The organism is Rhodobacter maritimus, from assembly GCF_058747975.1.
The window spans coordinates 2,335,607-2,353,394 of sequence record NZ_CM179095.1; the positions used below are offsets into that span (position 1 = coordinate 2,335,607).

Consider the following 17,788-nt stretch of genomic DNA (forward strand, 5'->3'; position numbering starts at 1 on the left):
ATTCAACGATATGGGGCACAATGCCTTGTTCTCGCCCTATTTCGTTCACGGGAAAGAACCAGTTGTCCCGAATGGTTGTTGCAACGTGATCTGTATGAAAGCGAGCGTTCCATGGTTGGTGCGAGCAAAATTCTTACCGTGTCGTACGGGACTTTCTCCTGCACGCTGGAGGGATTCGACGAGCCTTTCAACACGATGAAGGCAATTGCAGAGTATTTCCGGGACCTCGCTGCGGAGGACCGGTATTTCGGTGCAGAACCCCCGACCCCCGATGCGGATATGCTGCACCGAATCGCCGAGCGCGAGATCCAGCGCCGCGTTGATGCCAAGATCGACGCGAACGGCGTCATCCTGCGTCCGCGCCAGATCGAGGAAGAGGCCCCGCAGGCAGCGGCCGATTCGGTCTCCGAAGCGGCACCCGCTCCGGCTGCGCCCGTGGTCGAGCCGGTGGTTGAGCCGGTGGTCGATGCGGCCCCCGCCGCGATCGACCCGGTTTCCGAAAGCGTCGCGGCGAAGCTGCAGCGCATCCGCGCCGCAGTGGCCCAGGCCCGCGCCGCCGCGTCGGCCGCGCCGAGCTATGAAGATGACGAGTTTCCCGACGCCCTGCCGGTAGAGGCAGAGGGCGCCGATGACGAGTTCGGCTATGAGCTTGACCTTTCGGGTCCGCTGCAGGGCGAAGACGAGCAGGCCCCGGAGACCGACGCCATTTCCCCGATGGAAGACGAAGTGGTCGCCGAAAGCACTGTGGCCGAAGCCGATATCGACATGCCGGATACGGAGATTTCCGGGATCATGGCGGCCGCCTTCGCCGAGGCTGACGACGAGATCATCCCGGAAGAAGAAGCCGTGACGGAAGAAGAAGTCGTTGCGGTCGAAGAAGAGGTCAGCGAAGACGAAACCGATGAAGCGCTGGAATGGAACGACGATGCCGGCGAACCCGCCGCACCGCATCGTCGTCCTGAAAGCGTGGTCGCTCGGCGCCGCGCCAGCCGTCAGGCCGCGCGTGCCGCTGCCCTGGCTGCCGCCGCCGCCGAACTGGCCCAGGCTCAGGCCCCCGAAGAGACCGTCACAGCGCTTGCCGGCGATATGTCCGCCCCGGTGATGGAAGAGGCGCCCGAGGCCGATATGATCGTCGCCCTTGCGGATGACACCGAAGAGACCTGCGACGAGGTTTCCGAATATGCGGCTGAAATGGCCGACGCGGAAGAGACGCCAGTGGTGGAGGGCAGCATCGAAGAGGATGAGGTCGACCTGGCGGAAACGCTGGCCGCGTCCCTTTCGGACGATATGCTGGTTGAAGAGGAAGCAACGGCCGAAGAAGAGGCACCTGCGGCACTCGAACCTCTGATCCTTGCCCATGTGGTCAAGCTGCCGCGCGAAGACGAAGACATGGTCGAAGCCGGGGAAGCGCCCTTGCTGCTGACCCCGGCACAGGACGATGCGCACGACATCGTCGCCGCGCTGTCCTCCGACGACGACACAGACCTTATGCGCGAGCTGGCCTCGCTTGAGGCGAAGGCTGAAACGGAAGGGCCCGCCGCACCGGAAGAAGACACATGGACCGCAAATCTCGAGGAAGACGATGAGCTGAGCCGTCTGCTTTCGGGTATGGCCGAGGACGAAGCCCCTGCCATCGCAGAAGAGGCGTTGGTCGCGGAAGAGCAGGCCGAGGAAGAACTGATCCAGTCCACCGAAGCCGAAGACAACACCGCCGAGACCGAAGAATTCGTGGCGGACGAAGCCGAAGAGGCCATCGCAGACGACATCGAAACCGCCGAGAACGAAGCCAAGCAGGTTGTCGCCCCGGCACCGGTTCTGGAAAGCGATGCCCGTGAGGCCGATGTTTCGCGCCTGATCGAGGAAACCAATACCAAGCTCGAGGGTGCGGAAAATCGCCGCCGTTTCTCGGCGATTGCGCACCTGAAGGCCGCCGTCGCGGCCACGGTCGCCGACCGCCTGGTGCGCGGCGAACGCAACGGGCAGGCCAGCAAGGAAGACGAAGCAGCCGAGGCTTATCGGGACGACCTGAACCATGCCGTGCAGCCGCGCCGCCCCGTCGTTAGCGGCGAGGCGCACACCCGCCGCCCCGCGCTGCCGCAGGCGCGCCCCGCGCCGCTCATGCTGGTGTCGGAGCAGCGGATCGACCGTGCCGACGATGAGGACGCCGTGGTGCGCCCGCGCCGGATCTCGGCCACGCGCCACAGCGCGCGCCCGGATGCCGAAGATGCGGCCCCCACGGGTCCGATCTCGGCCGAGGATGCGCGCAGCTTTGCCGAATTCGCGGAATCGCTCGGCTCCAGCGGGCTTTCGGAGCTTCTGGAGGCTGCTGCCGCCTATACCTCGACCATCGAGGGCCGGCCGCATTTCTCGCCGCCGCAGATCCTGCGCAAGGTCGCCTCGGTCGCCGACGAGGGCGATTTCAGCCGCGAGGAAAGCCTGCGTTCGTTCGGCCAGCTGCTGCGCCAGGGCAAGATCGCCAAGATCCGCCGCGGCCAGTATGCGATCACCGAACAGTCGCGGTTCTTCGAGGAAACCCGCCGCGCCGCCAATTAAGGCCGGACGCGCAGGGCATCATTGGACGGAGGGGCCCTGCCCCTCCGTTTTTCATTCGGACCTGTCGTCCGGATCGGCCTGCCCCACGCCACGGAACACCTTGCGAAACGGCAGCGCCCACAGGAAACCCAGCCCGAGATAGACCGCCAGTTCCGCCAGAAGCGGCAGCCGCCCGAACCGCGCATCGGCCCAGTTCACGACCGTCACCGCAACGACGATGTAAAGCGGCAGCCCGATCACGAGGATCAGCAGCGACCAGCGGCGGCGAGCCTTGTAGCTGAGCGTCATCGGATCAGTCCGCGAAGGGGTCGGTGACAAGGATCGTGTCGTCCCGCTCGGGGCTGGTGGACAGCATCGCAACCGGGCACTGGATCAGCTCCTCGATCCGGCGGACATATTTGACCGCCGCGCCGGGCAGATCGTTCCAGGACCGCGCCCCCGCGGTCGATTCCTGCCAGCCTTCCATTTCCTCATAGACGGGCCGGGCGCGCGCCTGCAACGCGGCCTGCGTCGGCAGATAGTCATAGGCGACGCCGTCGACCTCGTATCCCACGCAGATCTTCAGCGTCTCGAACCCGTCAAGCACGTCAAGCTTGGTCAGCGCGATGCCGTTGATGCCGGAAATCGCGCAGGTCTGGCGCACGAGGACCGCATCGAACCAGCCGCAGCGCCGCTTGCGCCCGGTCACGGTGCCGAATTCATGGCCGCGCGTGCCCAGGCGTTCGCCATCCGCGTCGTCCAGCTCGGTCGGGAACGGGCCTTCGCCCACGCGGGTCGTGTAGGCCTTGACGATGCCCAGCACGAAATCGATCGAGTTCGGCCCCATGCCGACCCCGGTCGCCGCCTGCCCCGCGATCACGTTCGAGGAAGTGACATAAGGATAGGTGCCGAAGTCGATATCCAGAAGCGAGCCCTGCGCGCCCTCGAACAGGATGCGCTTGCCAGCCTTGCGCAGCTCGGTCAGCACCTTCCAGACGGGGGCGGCGTATTTCAGGATTTCCGGCGCGATCTCGCGCAGCATGTCCACCGTGGCGTCGCGGTCGATCGGCTCCAGCCCAAGGCCCGCGCGCAGCGCGTTGTGATGCACCAGTGCGCGGTCGACGCGCGATTGCAGCGTCTCGTCATCGGCCAGGTCCGCCACGCGGATCACGCGCCGGCCCACCTTGTCCTCATAGGCCGGGCCGATGCCGCGCCCGGTGGTGCCGATCTTCGCATTCGACCCCGCGGCCTGCGCCTCGCGGGCACGATCAAGTTCGCCGTGGAAAGGCATGATGAGGGGCGTGTTTTCCGCAACCATCAGCGTCTCGGGGCTGATGTCCACGCCCTGCTCGCGGATCTTGCCGATCTCGGAAAGCAGGTGCCAGGGGTCAAGCACCACGCCGTTGCCGATGACCGACAGCTTGCCGCCGCGCACCACGCCCGAGGGCAGCGCGTTCAGCTTGTAGACCTTGCCGTCGATGACGAGCGTGTGGCCCGCGTTATGACCGCCCTGGAAACGCGCGATCACATCGGCGCGTTCGCTCAGCCAGTCTACGATCTTGCCCTTGCCCTCGTCGCCCCATTGGGCGCCGACCACCACGACATTGGCCATGTCTCTCTCCTCGCGGGTTGCAAAACCGTGCGACATATAGCGGGGGGCGCCTGCGGGGGGAACCGGAAAATGATGCGCCGGCCTTGCGGCCCTTCGTGGCGGGCAAAGGCGCCGGGTTCCGGTTCCGCCGCACCACGCGCCCCTTGTTTTCCGGCAGGGGTTTCCCCGGCACGCCTGCCAACGCGCCTTTCGACCTTGCACCGGAGGCCCATTGCGCCTATCTGAGGGCGTCGAAAGAAAGAAGGCCCGTCCCCGTATGGAAAACGTCGTCCTCTCCGTCCACCTGATCCTGGCGCTGCTGCTGATCGGCGTGGTGCTGCTGCAACGCTCCGAGGGGGGCGGCCTTGGCATGGGCGGCGGTGGCGGTGGCGGCGGTGTGATGACCGGCCGGCAGGCGGCGAACGCGCTGTCCAAACTCACCTGGATCCTTGCCGTGGGCTTCATCTGCACCTCGGTCGGGCTGACCATCCTTGCCGCGCGCAAGGCGACCGAAGGCTCGGTCGTGGACCGCGTGCAGGATGCGCCCGTCACCCAAAGCGCGCCCGCACTGCCCGATCTGTCGCTGCCCCCGGCCGCGACCGATGCGCCCCTGACGCCCCCGCCCGCGAACTGATTGCGGTCGGGCACAAGACGTAGGGACTTGCGCCAGACAACACCCAACTGATTGCGGTCCGGTTGCGGGCGGACTGCGAATCGTATTAAGATCAAATCCCGTGGTGCTGATCCGTCCGGACAGCAGAAACTCTTGCATTTATCTCAAGGTCACGGGGGCTTTCATGGCGCGTTACGTTTTCATTACAGGCGGCGTGGTGTCTTCGCTTGGCAAGGGGCTTGCCTCGGCCGCGCTTGGTGCGCTGTTGCAGGCACGCGGCTTTTCGGTGCGGCTGCGCAAGCTCGACCCCTATCTCAACGTCGATCCCGGCACGATGAGCCCGTTCGAACATGGCGAGGTTTTCGTGACCGATGACGGGGCCGAGACGGACCTCGATCTTGGCCATTACGAACGCTTCACCGGGGTCAGCGCGCGCAAGACCGACAGCGTGTCTTCGGGGCGGATCTATTCCAACGTGCTGGAGAAAGAGCGCAAGGGCGCCTATCTGGGCAAGACGATCCAGGTAATTCCCCACGTCACCAACGAAATCAAGGACTTCCTTGACGTTGGCGATGACGAGGTCGATTTCATGCTGTGCGAGATCGGCGGCACCGTGGGCGATATCGAGGGGCTGCCCTTCTTCGAGGCGATCCGCCAGTTCAGCCAGGACCGGCCGCGCGGGCAATGCATCTTCATGCACCTGACGCTTTTGCCCTATCTTGCGGCCTCGGGCGAACTGAAGACGAAACCCACCCAGCACTCGGTGAAAGAGCTGCGCTCGATCGGGCTTCAGCCCGACGTGCTGGTCTGCCGCTCGGAGCATCCGATTCCGGAAAAGGAACGCGCCAAGATCGCGCTGTTCTGCAACGTGCGCCCCGAGGCGGTGATCCCCGCCTACGACCTCAAGTCGATCTACGAGGCGCCGCTGGCCTATCACCGCGTGGGCCTTGACCAGGCGGTGCTGGATGCGTTCGGCATCTCGCCCGCGCCGCGCCCGGACCTGAGCCGCTGGGAAGACGTGATGGACCGGCTGGACAATGCCGAGGGCGAAGTGCGCGTGGCCATCGTGGGCAAATATGTCCAGCTTGAGGATGCCTACAAGTCGATCGCCGAGGCGCTGACCCATGGCGGCATGGCCAACCGCGTGCGCGTGAAGGCCGAATGGATCGACGCCGAGATCTTCGAACGCGAAGACCCCGCCCCGCATCTGGAGCGGTTCAACGCCATTCTCGTGCCCGGCGGTTTCGGCGAACGCGGCACCGAGGGCAAGATCCGCGCCGCGCAATTCGCGCGCGAAAAGGGCGTGCCCTATCTGGGCATCTGCTTGGGCATGCAGATGGCCGTGATCGAGGCCGCACGCAACCTTGCCGGCCTGAGCGATGCGGGCTCGGAAGAGTTCGACCACGAGGCGGGGCGGAAGCGCTTTACCCCCGTGGTCTATCACCTGAAGGAATGGATCCAGGGCAACCACCGGGTCGAACGCAAGCTTGATGACGACAAGGGCGGCACGATGCGTCTTGGCGCCTATTCGGCCGCGCTCAAGCCCGGCTCGCGCGTGGCCGGGGTCTATGGCAATACCGACATCGAAGAGCGCCACCGCCACCGCTATGAGGTGGACGTGAAATACCGCGACAAGCTGGAGGCCTGCGGGCTGGTGTTTTCGGGCATGTCCCCCGATGGCCGCCTGCCCGAGATCGTGGAGCACAGGGACCATCCGTGGTTCATCGGCGTCCAGTTCCACCCCGAGCTGAAATCCAAGCCCTTCGCGCCGCATCCGCTTTTCGCAGGCTTCGTGCGCGCCGCGCTGGATCAGAGCCGGCTGGTCTGACCTGGGCCGGACAGGATACCGGGCACGGGAATTTGCGTTGCCGTGCCTGCGCTTCGCTTTATAGTCGCGCCATGCTCAGAACGCTTCTTGCCCGCCTTGTGGCCCCGACCCCGGAACCGCTGACCGCGCCCGATGCCGAACTGGCCCTTGCGGCCCTTCTGGTGCGGCTGGCGCGCGCGGACGACCACTATGACGAGGCCGAGAAGATCCGCATCGACCGCGTCCTGGCCCATCGGCGCGGGCTGGACATGGCGCAGGCAACCGCCCTGCGCCATGAGGCAGAGGAGGTCGAGGCCGAAGCCCCCGACACCGTGCGCTTCACCCGCGCGCTCAAGGACATGATCGCCTATGAGGATCGCACCGGCATCATCGAGGCGCTGTGGGAGGTGGCCCTTGCAGACGGCACCCGCTCTGCCGCCGAGGATGCGCTGATCCGGCTGGCGGCCAATCTTCTGGGCGTGAACGACCGTGATTCGGCACTTGCACGTCAACGCGTAACCGCCCGGCAAGGCTGACAAAGCGGGCATTTTGCGCTGTTTCGCCGGCGATTTTGGCAGGCTCCCTTGCGTCATCCGTTACAGATGCGTTGCAATCGGCCCCGAAATCGCGCCAACTTGTGCGAACGGATCCAGAGAAACCCAACGTGAACGAAACCGCGCCAGTCATCGAAATCCGCAATCTGCACAAGAGCTATGGCCAGCTTGAGGTGCTCAGGGGCGTTTCGATCGCCGCCCGCCGGGGGCAGGTGGTCAGTCTGATCGGCTCTTCCGGCTCGGGCAAATCGACGCTTCTGCGCTGCTGCAACCTGCTTGAGGACAGCCAGTCCGGCGACGTTCTGTTCCAGGGCGAGGCGGTGAAGTGGGCCGGCGAGGGGCTGGCCCGGCACCCCGCGAACCGCGCGCAGGTGGTGCGCTTTCGCACCAACCTGTCGATGGTGTTCCAGCAGTTCAACCTGTGGTCCCACATGACGATCCTGCAAAACGTGATGGAGGCACCCGTGACCGTGCTGCGCCATCCCGCCGCCGAGGTCGAAACCCGCGCCCGGGCGCTGTTGCAGAAGGTCGGCATCGGGGACAAGGCCGATGCCTGGCCCGCGCAGCTTTCGGGCGGCCAGCAGCAGCGTGCCGCGATCGCCCGCGCGCTTTGCATGGAGCCGATGGCGCTCTTGTTCGACGAGCCGACATCGGCGCTTGACCCCGAGTTGCAGCAAGAGGTGGTCAAGGTCATCAAGGACCTGGCCGCCGAGCATCGCACCATGATGCTTGTGACGCATGACATGCGGCTTGCCGCCGACGTATCCGACCATGTCGTGTTCCTGCATCAGGGCCTGATCGAGGAAGAAGGCCCGCCCGACGCGCTTTTCGGCGCGCCGCGTTCCGAACGGCTGCGCCAGTTCCTGTCGGCGACGGCACCTGCCTGAAGACAAGCAAAATCACCACAACAGCGGAGATGAATGATGAACAAACTGATCCTTGCCACCGCCGCCCTGGCGCTGAGCACCGGCTTTTCCATGGCGCAGACCGTGCGCATGGGCACCGAGGGCGCCTACCCTCCCTACAACTTCATCAACGACAAGGGCGAGGTCGACGGCTTCGAGCGTGAGCTGGGTGATGCGCTTTGCGAAAAGGCCGGCCTGACCTGCGAATGGGTGACAAACGAGTGGGACTCGATCATCCCCAACCTGCTGTCGGGCAATTATGACACGATCATCGCCGGCATGAGCATCACCGAAGAGCGCCAGCAGACCATCGACTTCACGCAGAACTACTATCCGCCCGCCGCATCGGCCTATCTGGCCGCAAGCGAGGGCGTGGACCTGAAAGGCGTGATCGCCGCGCAGATCGGCACCATCCAGGCCGACTATGTGGCCGAATCCGGCGCCACGCTACTGGAATTCGCAACGCTCGACGACACCATCGCAGCCGTGAAGAACGGCGAGGCCGACGCGGTCTTTGCCGATAAGGACGCTCTGGTTCCGTTCTCGCCCGACGAGGGCGGCGATCTGCTTTGGGTGGGTGAGGATATCCCGCTTGGCGGGGGCATCGGCGTCGGGCTGCGCAAATCCGATACCGAGCTGCGCGGCAAGCTTGATGCCGCCATCGGCGAGATGAAGGCCGACGGCAGCCTGAACACCATGATCGTGAAATGGTTCGGCGACAAAGCCGCGACCTTCTGATCTATTGGGGCGGCCCCGCCACCGGGGCCGCCGCCCATCATGTTCGCAAGCTGCGCCGACCCATCCTCGCTTGAAGGCCTGAACTGGCTTCTGTGCTACCTGACCACGGGCAAGCACCTGCTGTTCTATAGCTCGTTCCTTGTGGTCCTTCTGCTGATGGCGATCACCGCGCCGGTCGCGCTTGCCTTTGGCTTCGGCGGCGCACTGGCCGCGCGCGCGGGCTTCTGGCCGCTGCGCATGCTAGGCAAGGGCTATACCGCGATGGTGCGCGGCGTGCCCGACATCGTGTTCTTCCTGTTCGTTCCGGTCGCCATGGACCAGGGCCTCGAATGGATGCGCCACAAGGTCAAATGCCCCGACTGGGATGCCCCGATCCGGCAGGGCAACGATTTCCTGGTCTGCGAGGCCGCCAAGCTTCCGTTGTCCAGCTCGCCCCAGATCTGGCACGAGGTCTACGGCTTCGCGCTTGCGGTTCTGGCCTTCTCGATCGTGTTCGGCGCCTTCGCGGCCAACGTGCTTTACGGCGCGATGCAGGCCGTGCCGCGCGCGCAGCTTGAAACCGCCGCCGCCTATGGCATGACCCAGCGGCAGGTCAACCGGCGCATCCTGATCCCGCAGATGTGGACCTATGCCCTGCCGGGCCTGTCGAACCTGTGGATGATCCTCATCAAGGCGACGCCGCTTCTGTTTCTTCTGGGGGTCGAGGATATCGTCTACTGGGCACGAGAGCTGGGCGCGACCAAATCGGCGATCTACGACTATCCGCACCCCGACTGGCGCGTGTGGTATTTCCTTGTGCTTCTGGCCTTCTATCTGGGCATGACCCGAATATCCGAGATCGTGCTGGGCCGGCTGACGGCGCGGCTGGCCCGCGGCCAGGCCACGATGGCCGGCGAAGCGATGCGAAAGGCGGGCGCATGAGCTGCTGGGATATCGTCGCCGATTTCGGCCTGCGCTCGCTCGGGATAGGCGAGCGGGTCCTGCCCCGCACCGACATCACGCTGTGCCATCAGTTCACGCTGATCGGCTCGGGCATGATCTGGAACCTCTATTTCGGCATTCTCGCGCTTGGCTTCGGCTTCCTGCTGGCCACCGGCCTTGCGGTGGCAAAGGCCAGCCGCGCGGTCTGGCTGCGCAAACCCGCCGAGTGGTTCATCTTCGTGTTTCGCGGTTCTCCCCTCTTCATCCAGTTCTTCCTGGCCTACGAGGCGCTTGTGCTTCTGCCCCGCGCGGGCATCGAGATATTCGGCATCACCGTGCAGACGGCCTGGACGACGCGGGCCTGGGCGGGGGCGCTGTTCGTGCTGTTCCTCAACACCTCGGCCTATTCTGCAGAAATCTTCTATGGCGCGCTGTGCTCGGTTCCGAAGGGCGATCTCGAGGCCGCCGACGCCTACGGGCTGACCGGCTGGAAGCGCTTTCGCCGGATCCTGTGGCCGACCACGCTGCGCCTGGCCTGGCCCGCCTATACCAATGAGGCGATCTTTCTGTTCCATGCCACGACGCTGGTCTTCTTTTCGGGATTCCCCGCCTTCCAGCAACGCGGCGACGCGCTTTATTACGCGAAATATTTCGCGGAAAAGACCTTCAATCCCTTCATCCCCTATCCGATCGCCGCGTTCTACTTCGTCATGCTCACGCTGGCGCTGATCGGGGTTTTCGGGATGATCAACCGCCGCCTGAACCGTCACCTGCCCGGGGCCAGCCGCCCCCGCCTGAAGGTCCGGCCGCAAATCATCAGGTGAGACATGGACTGGCTGAAAGAACACCCCGAGGTGCGCACGATCCGCGTGGCCGCGGCCGATCTCAACGGGGTGGCGCGCGGTAAGCGTGTTCCGGCACGTTTCGCCGCCAAGATCTTCACCGAAGGCACGCGCTTTCCCTTCTCGGTCATGAATCTCGACATCTGGGGCGAGGATATCGAGGAAAGCCCGCTGGTCTTCGAGACGGGCGACGTGGACGGGCTTTTGATGCCCACCGAACGGGGCTTCCTGCCGATGCCCTGGCTTGAGGCGCCGACGGCCCTTCTGCCGATCTGGATGTTCCACATGGACGGCCGCCCCTATGACGGGGACCCGCGTCAGGCCCTGGCAAGGGTGATCGAACGCTATACCGCGCGCGGGCTGACGCCGGTGGTGGCGACCGAGTTGGAATTCTTCCTCATCGACGATTCCGGCAAGACGCTCCGCGTTCCCCCAAGTCCGCGCTCGGGAAAGCGGCGCACTGGCGGCGAGACACTCTCGCTGCGCGCGCTCGACGCATTCGACAAGTTCTTCAGCGCGCTCTATGACGCCTGCGAAGAGATGGACATCCCCGCCGACACCGCGATCTCCGAGGCCGGCCCCGGCCAGTTCGAGATCAACCTGATGCATCAGGGCGATGCGCTCAAGGCCGCGGACGATGCCTGGCTGTTCAAGATGCTGGTCAAAGGGCTGGCGCGCAGCCATGGCTTTGCAGCCTCGTTCATGGCCAAACCCTACGATCTGTGGTCGGGCAACGGCATGCACTCGCATTTCTCGGTACTCGATGCCGATGGGCGCAACATCTTCGATGACGGTTCCGAAAAAGGCTCGGATCGGCTGCGCCATGCGGTGGCCGGCTGCCTTGCGGCCCTGCCCGGCTCGACCCTGGTCTTCGCCCCGCATGAAAACAGCTATGACCGCCTCGTGCCCAATGCCCACGCCCCTACCGGGATCGGCTGGGCCTATGAAAACCGCACGGCGGCGCTGCGCATCCCGGCCTCGGGCCCGGCCGCGCGGCGCATCGAACACCGCGTCGCGGGGGGTGATGTGAACCCCTACCTGATGATCGCCGCGATCCTCGGGGCGGCGCTGATCGGCCTTGAAGACCGCATGGAGCCCCCCGCCCCGATCGTCGGCAACGCCTATGTCCAAGGCCTGCCGCAACTGCCCGAAACCTGGGCCGCCGCAATCGACCGCTTCGCCGATTGCCCCCTGATCCGTCGCATCTTCTGCGACGAGATCGCAGAGAACTACCTCATGACCAAACGGCAGGAGCTGCACTACATGGCCGAATTGTCGGATGACGAACAGACGGAGCTTTACCTGGATACCGTCTAGCCCGGCCCCGGCCGGGGAAGCCTCCGGCGGGGATATTTTTCTCTGGAGAATGCGGCTTCTTCAGAGACCAAATATCCTGGGGGTGAATTGGCCACAGGCCAAGAGGGGGCAAAGCCCCCTACCCCCGCTTCACGCCACGCAGCCCCTTGCGCCCGCCCGCACGCCGCGGATAGGCTCGCACCATTCAGGAAACGAGACCCCCATGCTGATCGGAATCCTTCAGACCGGACAAGCCCCCGATGTGCTGCGTGACGCATCCGGCGATTACCCGGACATGTTCGAGACCCTCCTTGCCGGACGGGGGCTGACCTTTCGCACCTGGCATGTCGAGGGTATGGAATTCCCCTCGGACGTGCATGACTGCGAAGGCTGGCTGATAACCGGCTCGCGGCATGGCGCCTATGAGGATCATCCGTTCATTCCAAAACTCGAGGCCTTTATCCGCGATGCGGTCAAGGCGAAGGTGCCGCTGGTCGGCATCTGTTTCGGCCACCAGATCATCGCGCAGGCACTGGGCGGCAAGGTCGAGCGGTTCGAAAAGGGGTGGGCCGTGGGTCCGCAGGACTACGATTTTAACGGCGAGACGCTGACGCTCAACGCCTGGCATCGCGATCAGGTGACAAGCCGCCCTGAAGGTGCCGAGGTCGTGGCCACGAACGCCTTTTGCGAGAATGCCGCCCTGCTTTACGGCGAAAGCGCCTTCACCGTGCAGGCGCATCCCGAATTCGGCGACAGCTTTGTCGAGGGCCTGATGCGGACCCGCGGCAAGGGGGTGGTGCCGGACGCACTCATGCAGGCGGCCGAGGCCCGCTTGGGGGCGCCGAACTCGTCTTCCGTGATCGCCGAACGCATCACGGACTTTTTTCTCCGCTCGCGCGGCTGAGGCCGGAGCGGACACACGCTGGAAAGGCAGATCCATGGAAGGCCCCGTGAAAGACTGGACCGAGCTGATGCCGCAGGCCGCGCGCGACTATATCGCAGGGCGGCGGCTGGACGAGGTGGAGTGCATCGTCGCCGATATTGCGGGGGTGGCCCGGGGCAAGGCGATGCCGGCCTCGAAATTCGCGTTCCAGGATCGCTTCTTCCTGCCCAACTCGATCTTCCTGCAAACGATCACGGGCGAATGGACCGACAACCCGATGGGCGCCTTTACCGAGCCCGACATGATCCTGACGCCGGATTTCTCGACCGCGACCGCCGCGCCCTGGACCAATGACTGGACGCTTCAGGTGATCCACGATGTCGAGGACCAGCAGGGCAATCCCGTGCCGATTGCACCGCGCAACGTGCTCAAGCGCGTGGTCAGCCTTTACGAGGCCGAGGGCTGGACCCCGATCGTCGCGCCCGAGATGGAGTTCTTCCTTGTCGCGCGCAATATCGACCCCAACCAGCCGATCATCCCGCCGATGGGGCGTTCGGGCCGGCGGGCCGCCGCGAAGCAGGCCTATTCGATGAGCGCCGTGGACGAATACGGCAAGGTGATCGACGATATCTACGATTTCGCCGAGCTTCAGGGCTTCGAGATCGACGGCATCCTGCAGGAAGGCGGCGCGGGCCAGGTCGAGATCAACCTGGCGCATGGCGATCCGGTGGCGCTTGCCGACCAGATCTTCTTCTTCAAGCGCCTGATCCGCGAAGCCGCGCTGCGCCATGACTGCTTTGCCACCTTCATGGCCAAGCCCATCGAGGGCGAGCCGGGCAGCGCGATGCATATCCACCAGTCGGTCGTCGACATCAAGACGGGCGAGAACATCTTCTCGGAAGCGAATGGCGGGGAAAGCGAGGCCTTCCTGCATGCGATCGCCGGGCTTCAGACCCACCTTCCCGCGGTGATCGCGCTGCTCGCGCCCTATGTGAACAGCTATCGCCGCTATGTCCCCGACTTTGCCGCGCCGATCAACCTTGAATGGGGGCGCGACAACCGCACCACGGGCCTCCGGGTGCCGATCTCGGGGCCGGCCGCGCGGCGGGTCGAGAACCGCCTCGCGGGGATGGACTGCAACCCGTATCTGGGTCTCGCCGCCTCTCTCGCCTGTGCCTATCTGGGACTGAAGGAGAAGAAGATGCCGCGGCCCGAATGCCTGGGCGACGCCTATATGAGCGCGGACGAACTGCCCTACAACCTGGGCGATGCGCTGGACCTCCTGTCCGACAACGCGCCCGTGCGCGAGGTTCTGGGACCCGAGTTCTGCACCGTCTACGAGGCCGTGAAGCGCAACGAATACAAAGAGTTCCTTCAAGTCATCAGCCCGTGGGAGCGCGAACACCTGCTGTTGAACGTATGAACCTTCTCCATGCCAACGACCGCGCGGGCGAGCATCCCCGAAGCTGGTATGCGGCAACGGCCGCGTTCGATACCCGCTGGCCGAAGCTGACGGGCCGGCAGCGCGCCGATGTGTGCATCGTGGGGGCGGGGTATACCGGGCTTTCGGCGGCGCTGCACCTGGCGAAGCGGGGCTTCGATGTTGTCGTGCTCGAGGCGCACCGGGCGGGCTTTGGCGCCTCGGGGCGCAATGGCGGGCAGGTCGGGTCCGGCCAGCGGCTGGAACAGGACGAGTTGGAGCGCATGGTCGGGCGCGATACCGCGCGCCGCCTGTGGGATTTCGGCGAAGAGGCCAAGGCCCTCGTGCGCGGGCTGATTGCCGAACACGACATGCCCGTGACGTTCCATCCCGGTGTCGTGCATGCTTGCTGGAAAGAGGCCGAGGTCACCCATGCCCGCGCCAATGCCGAAAAGCTGGCCCGCGATTACAGATACGACCAGATCACGCCGCTGTCGCGCGATGAGCTGGCCGCGATCGTGCCGGGCCGGGTCTACAAGGGGGGCGATATCGACCGTGGCGCGGGGCATCTGCATCCGCTGAACTTCGCGCAGGGCCTTGCGGCGGCGGCGGCCGGGGCCGGGGCGCGGCTGCACGAAGGATCGGTCGTGCATCATATCCGCCACGGCCAGCCGGCCCTTGTGCGCACCGCCGAGGGCCACATAGAGGCCGATCACGTCATCCTGGCCGCGAACGGCTATCTGGGCGGGCTGGACGGCAGCGTGGCCAACCGGGTCATGCCGATCAACAATTTCATCATCGCAACCGAACCTCTGGGCGATCGCGCGGCCACGGTGCTGGCCGAGAACGTGGCCGTAGCCGACACGAAATTCGTGGTGAACTACTGGCGGCTGAGCGAGGACGGGCGCCTGCTTTTCGGCGGCGGCGAAAGCTATGGCTACCGCTTTCCGGATATCGTGCGCACCGTCCGCACGCCCATGCTCGAGGTTTATCCCGCGCTGCGCGATGTCCGCATCGACTATGCCTGGGGCGGCACGCTTGCGATCACGATGAACCGGATGCCCTGCTTCCTGCGCCCCAAGCCCAACGTATTTTCCGCCTCGGGCTTTTCGGGGCATGGCGTGGCGATGGCGACCCTGGCCGGGCGGATCGTGGCCGAGGCCGTCGCGGGCCAGGCCGAGCGGTTCGATCTGATGGCGGGGCTGCCGATGCCGCGCTTTCCGGGCGGCGCGATGCTGCGATGGCCCCTGCTGGTGGCGGCGATGAGCTGGTATGCCATGCGCGACCGTATCGGCATCTGACCGCCGACACAGAACTTTCACTTGGCCTTTCCGGCCCCATGCGTTTACAGATTTCCTGAAACTGACATTCAGGAAATCTTGCCATGCCCCGTGACGGTCAGCCTGCCCCGAACTGCTACGACGCCGAGCCGATCCCCCCCGCCGCCCGCGAAGAGATCGAGCGGCTTCTTTGTTCGGGCGACCTGTTCCGCTATACCTCGGAGGCCGCGCCCGTCGCCCGGCTTGAAGCCGAGTTCGCCCGGCATTTGGGGGTGCATTACGCGCTTGCGGTCTCGTCCTGCTCGGCGGCGCTGTTTCTGTCGCTCAAGGCGCTTGACCTGCCGCGGGGCGCGCGCGTCCTGGTGCCCGCCTTCACCTTCGCCGCCGTTCCCTCGGCCATCGTCCACGCCGATTGCGAGCCGGTTCTGGTCGAAGTCGGCAAGGATTTTCGCGTGGATCTGGCGGATCTCACGGCCAAGTTCGATGACAGCATCGCCGCCGTCCTGATCAGCCACATGCGCGGCCACACCTCGGATATGGACGCGATCATGGAACTGGCCGAGGCGCGCGGCGTTCCGGTGGTCGAGGATGCCGCGCATTCGCTTGGCACCGAATGGCACGGGCGCAAGATTGGCACGATCGGCAAGATCGGCTGCTTCTCGTTCCAGTCCTACAAGCTGGTCAATGCGGGCGAAGGCGGCATGCTTGTCACCGACGACCCCGAGATCGCGGCCCGCGCCATCATCATGTCGGGCGCCTATGAACATAACTGGAAGAAGCATCCCGGCCTTCAGAACAGCTTTGTGCAGTGGCAAAACAAGCTGCCGCTTTACAACACCCGCATGCAGAACCTCTCGGCCGCGGTCATCCGCCCGCAACTGCCCGAGATCGCCCGACGCGTGCGTGACGGGCGGGCCAATCACGATTATGTCGCGGCGCGGCTGAACCTCAGCCCCTGGATGCAGGTGCCCCCCGCGCTTGGCCCCGAAACCCGCGCGCCGGATTCGCTTCAGTTCAACCTTGAAGGCGATTGGAGCGATGCCGAGGCGCTGCGCTTTCAGGATGCAGCCAAGGCGCGCGGTGTCGCGGTGCAGGTGTTCGGCCTGTCGCAGGACAATGCCCGCGCCTTCTGGAACTGGCAGTTCCTTGGCGATCAGCCCGACCTGCCGAAAACGCGCGCGATGCTGATGCGGGCCTGCGATCTGCGCCTGCCCGCACGGTTGAAACAGCCCGAGCTGGATTTCATCGCCGATGCGGTGCTTGAAGCCGCCGCAGAAGTGCGCGGCTAACGCGCTCAGGCGCGCGGCATGACGCGCGGATAGTCGATCTTCGGGCAGCGATCCATCACCACCCGGATGCCTTGCGCGCGCGCTTTGCGGGCGGCTGCGTCGTGGCTGACGCCCAATTGCATCCAGATCGTGCGGAGGTCTGGCAGGCTGGCCAGGGCATCGTCCACAACCTCGGGCACGGCGTCCGGGCGGCGGAAGATATCGACCATGTCCACCGGGATGCCCTTGGGAATCGAGGCCAGATCGGCATAGACCGTCTCACCCAGGATCTGCTGGCCGGCATGGCCGGGATTGACCGGAACGATCCGATAGCCCTTCACCTGAAGGAATTCCGCCACCTCGTGCGAGGGGCGATCCGCTTTCGGCGAAATCCCTACCACGGCAATCACGCGGGTCGTCGTCAGGATCTCTTGCAGGGTTGCATCGTCAGGGGTCTGCATGGCGGCTCCGGTTCGGCGGCTGGGATGCGCGAGGCTTGCAGAAAAATGCGCCCAAGCCAAGGGCTGGGCGCAAAAGTGCGGAACGAGGGACAGTGAACCCGGGAAAGGCAGTTCCGGTGCCAGTCCCTTACCTTCCAGATAGGAAGCCGGTGGGCGCTTTTCATCCCCGCCTCGCACCCCCTCGCGCCTTTGTGAAACACCTATTTTCCGATCAGGTTTTGCCAGTTCTGCCTGGCCGCGCCGATCATCGCTTCGGGGTCGGCCAGAAAGGCCGCACGCTCGGCGTCCGATTGCAGCAGGAAAAGCTGGTTACCGTGAATCACGAAGATCGTCGGATCGCCCGGACTCAACCGCCCGCTTGCCAGCGCCACCACGCAATAGCCGCGAAAGCGCGGCGCGAAACGGGCCGGGTCCGCCTCGAAGGCCGCGCGATTCTCGGGGCTTGCGAAATGCCACATCTGGCCGCGCCATTTAACGACGAAATCGGCCCGGCCCGCGCGCGGAACGCCGTCGGCAAAGTAGGACACGGGGTCGTGCCCGGCCAAGCCCCAACCGTCATGCGCCGCGGCGGGCATGTCGGCACGGACCGCCTGGGCGGCAAGCAGCGCAAGAAGCAGCGGGGCAAAGGCTCGCAAGAACATGGACAGTCACCATTTCGGTGGCCCGATCGTGCCAGA

Annotated in this window: 17 protein-coding genes; 13 read left to right on the forward strand and 4 right to left on the reverse strand. The window is 65.2% G+C overall.

Translation table 11 applies throughout. The features are described from left to right. Window positions 1-279: 279 nt before the first annotated feature. Window positions 280-2,553 carry a hypothetical protein gene (locus tag AC4PTO_RS11900; RefSeq protein WP_492728732.1) on the forward strand — a complete coding sequence of 758 codons (2,274 nt, stop codon included), beginning with the start codon at window positions 280-282 and terminating at the stop codon, window positions 2,551-2,553. Between the two features lie 51 nt (window positions 2,554-2,604). Here AC4PTO_RS11900 and AC4PTO_RS11905 read toward each other — a convergent pair whose 3' ends face one another. Both AC4PTO_RS11905 and AC4PTO_RS11910 read right to left on the reverse strand, forming a co-directional pair. Continuing rightward, window positions 2,605-2,841, reverse strand: coding sequence for a DUF2842 domain-containing protein (locus AC4PTO_RS11905; RefSeq protein ID WP_492728734.1), 237 nt, complete (start codon window positions 2,839-2,841; stop codon window positions 2,605-2,607). A 4-nt stretch (window positions 2,842-2,845) separates the two neighbouring features. Then, complete coding sequence (locus AC4PTO_RS11910; protein WP_492728735.1) at window positions 2,846-4,144, reverse strand: adenylosuccinate synthase; 1,299 nt, start codon at window positions 4,142-4,144, stop codon at window positions 2,846-2,848. A gap of 256 nt (window positions 4,145-4,400) precedes the next feature. On the opposite strand from AC4PTO_RS11910, the gene secG reads away from it, so the two are divergent. The 12 genes from secG to AC4PTO_RS11970 all read left to right on the forward strand — a co-directional run bounded on the left by secG (window position 4,401) and on the right by AC4PTO_RS11970 (window position 16,671). Beyond that, on the forward strand, window positions 4,401-4,757 hold the full coding sequence (gene secG, locus AC4PTO_RS11915; RefSeq protein ID WP_492728736.1) for a preprotein translocase subunit SecG: 357 nt from the start codon (window positions 4,401-4,403) through the stop codon (window positions 4,755-4,757). Between the two features lie 163 nt (window positions 4,758-4,920). Next, window positions 4,921-6,564, forward strand: a complete 1,644-nt coding sequence (pyrG, locus tag AC4PTO_RS11920; RefSeq protein ID WP_492728738.1) for a CTP synthase — start codon at window positions 4,921-4,923, stop codon at window positions 6,562-6,564. A 71-nt stretch (window positions 6,565-6,635) separates the two neighbouring features. Continuing rightward, window positions 6,636-7,079 carry a tellurite resistance TerB family protein gene (locus AC4PTO_RS11925; RefSeq protein WP_492728740.1) on the forward strand — a complete coding sequence of 148 codons (444 nt, stop codon included), beginning with the start codon at window positions 6,636-6,638 and terminating at the stop codon, window positions 7,077-7,079. Between the two features lie 128 nt (window positions 7,080-7,207). After that, a complete protein-coding gene (locus AC4PTO_RS11930; RefSeq protein ID WP_492728742.1) occupies window positions 7,208-7,984 on the forward strand; it encodes an ABC transporter ATP-binding protein in 777 nt (258 codons plus the stop codon). 36 nt (window positions 7,985-8,020) lie between these two features. After that, complete coding sequence (locus AC4PTO_RS11935; RefSeq protein WP_492728744.1) at window positions 8,021-8,740, forward strand: transporter substrate-binding domain-containing protein; 720 nt, start codon at window positions 8,021-8,023, stop codon at window positions 8,738-8,740. Between the two features lie 39 nt (window positions 8,741-8,779). Then, on the forward strand, window positions 8,780-9,661 hold the full coding sequence (locus tag AC4PTO_RS11940; RefSeq protein WP_492728746.1) for an ABC transporter permease: 882 nt from the start codon (window positions 8,780-8,782) through the stop codon (window positions 9,659-9,661). Further along, entirely contained in the window at window positions 9,658-10,485 is an 828-nt protein-coding gene (locus tag AC4PTO_RS11945) for an ABC transporter permease (RefSeq protein WP_492728748.1), read from the forward strand. The genes AC4PTO_RS11940 and AC4PTO_RS11945 overlap by 4 nt, the downstream gene beginning before the upstream one ends. A 3-nt stretch (window positions 10,486-10,488) precedes the next feature. Then, window positions 10,489-11,820 (forward strand): glutamine synthetase family protein, encoded by a 1,332-nt coding sequence (locus AC4PTO_RS11950; protein ID WP_492728750.1) that lies wholly within the window; start codon window positions 10,489-10,491, stop codon window positions 11,818-11,820. Between the two features lie 202 nt (window positions 11,821-12,022). Continuing rightward, window positions 12,023-12,703: a type 1 glutamine amidotransferase gene (locus AC4PTO_RS11955; RefSeq protein WP_492728752.1), complete on the forward strand. Its 681-nt coding sequence runs from the start codon at window positions 12,023-12,025 to the stop codon at window positions 12,701-12,703. A 46-nt stretch (window positions 12,704-12,749) separates the two neighbouring features. Beyond that, complete coding sequence (locus AC4PTO_RS11960) at window positions 12,750-14,105, forward strand: glutamine synthetase family protein (RefSeq protein ID WP_492728754.1); 1,356 nt, start codon at window positions 12,750-12,752, stop codon at window positions 14,103-14,105. Continuing rightward, a complete protein-coding gene (locus AC4PTO_RS11965) occupies window positions 14,102-15,403 on the forward strand; it encodes an NAD(P)/FAD-dependent oxidoreductase (protein ID WP_492728756.1) in 1,302 nt (433 codons plus the stop codon). Before AC4PTO_RS11960 ends, AC4PTO_RS11965 begins: the two co-directional genes overlap by 4 nt. Window positions 15,404-15,486: 83 nt before the next feature. After that, window positions 15,487-16,671 (forward strand): DegT/DnrJ/EryC1/StrS family aminotransferase, encoded by a 1,185-nt coding sequence (locus AC4PTO_RS11970; RefSeq protein ID WP_492728758.1) that lies wholly within the window; start codon window positions 15,487-15,489, stop codon window positions 16,669-16,671. A 5-nt stretch (window positions 16,672-16,676) separates the two neighbouring features. On the opposite strand, the gene AC4PTO_RS11975 is transcribed toward AC4PTO_RS11970, so the two are convergent. Both AC4PTO_RS11975 and AC4PTO_RS11980 read right to left on the reverse strand, forming a co-directional pair. Beyond that, a complete protein-coding gene (locus tag AC4PTO_RS11975) occupies window positions 16,677-17,111 on the reverse strand; it encodes a CoA-binding protein (RefSeq protein WP_492728760.1) in 435 nt (144 codons plus the stop codon). Between the two features lie 200 nt (window positions 17,112-17,311). Then, window positions 17,312-17,752, reverse strand: coding sequence for a YHS domain-containing (seleno)protein (locus AC4PTO_RS11980; RefSeq protein ID WP_492728762.1), 441 nt, complete (start codon window positions 17,750-17,752; stop codon window positions 17,312-17,314). Between the last annotated feature and the right edge of the window lie 36 nt (window positions 17,753-17,788).

Bases quoted from the DNA above. Each gene is read 5' to 3' on its own strand.
- AC4PTO_RS11955 (WP_492728752.1), top strand. From the start codon at position 12,023: ATGCTGATCGGAATCCTTCAGACCGGACAAGCCCCCGATGTGCTGCGT.
- AC4PTO_RS11905 (WP_492728734.1), bottom strand. From the start codon at position 2,841: ATGACGCTCAGCTACAAGGCTCGCCGCCGCTGGTCGCTGCTGATCCTC.
- AC4PTO_RS11945 (WP_492728748.1), top strand. From the start codon at position 9,658: ATGAGCTGCTGGGATATCGTCGCCGATTTCGGCCTGCGCTCGCTCGGG.
- AC4PTO_RS11965 (WP_492728756.1), top strand. From the start codon at position 14,102: ATGAACCTTCTCCATGCCAACGACCGCGCGGGCGAGCATCCCCGAAGC.
- secG (WP_492728736.1), top strand. From the start codon at position 4,401: ATGGAAAACGTCGTCCTCTCCGTCCACCTGATCCTGGCGCTGCTGCTG.
- AC4PTO_RS11925 (WP_492728740.1), top strand. From the start codon at position 6,636: ATGCTCAGAACGCTTCTTGCCCGCCTTGTGGCCCCGACCCCGGAACCG.
- AC4PTO_RS11970 (WP_492728758.1), top strand. From the start codon at position 15,487: ATGCCCCGTGACGGTCAGCCTGCCCCGAACTGCTACGACGCCGAGCCG.
- pyrG (WP_492728738.1), top strand. From the start codon at position 4,921: ATGGCGCGTTACGTTTTCATTACAGGCGGCGTGGTGTCTTCGCTTGGC.
- AC4PTO_RS11935 (WP_492728744.1), top strand. From the start codon at position 8,021: ATGAACAAACTGATCCTTGCCACCGCCGCCCTGGCGCTGAGCACCGGC.
- AC4PTO_RS11940 (WP_492728746.1), top strand. From the start codon at position 8,780: ATGTTCGCAAGCTGCGCCGACCCATCCTCGCTTGAAGGCCTGAACTGG.
- AC4PTO_RS11980 (WP_492728762.1), bottom strand. From the start codon at position 17,752: ATGTTCTTGCGAGCCTTTGCCCCGCTGCTTCTTGCGCTGCTTGCCGCC.
- AC4PTO_RS11910 (WP_492728735.1), bottom strand. From the start codon at position 4,144: ATGGCCAATGTCGTGGTGGTCGGCGCCCAATGGGGCGACGAGGGCAAG.
- AC4PTO_RS11900 (WP_492728732.1), top strand. From the start codon at position 280: ATGCTGCACCGAATCGCCGAGCGCGAGATCCAGCGCCGCGTTGATGCC.
- AC4PTO_RS11950 (WP_492728750.1), top strand. From the start codon at position 10,489: ATGGACTGGCTGAAAGAACACCCCGAGGTGCGCACGATCCGCGTGGCC.
- AC4PTO_RS11975 (WP_492728760.1), bottom strand. From the start codon at position 17,111: ATGCAGACCCCTGACGATGCAACCCTGCAAGAGATCCTGACGACGACC.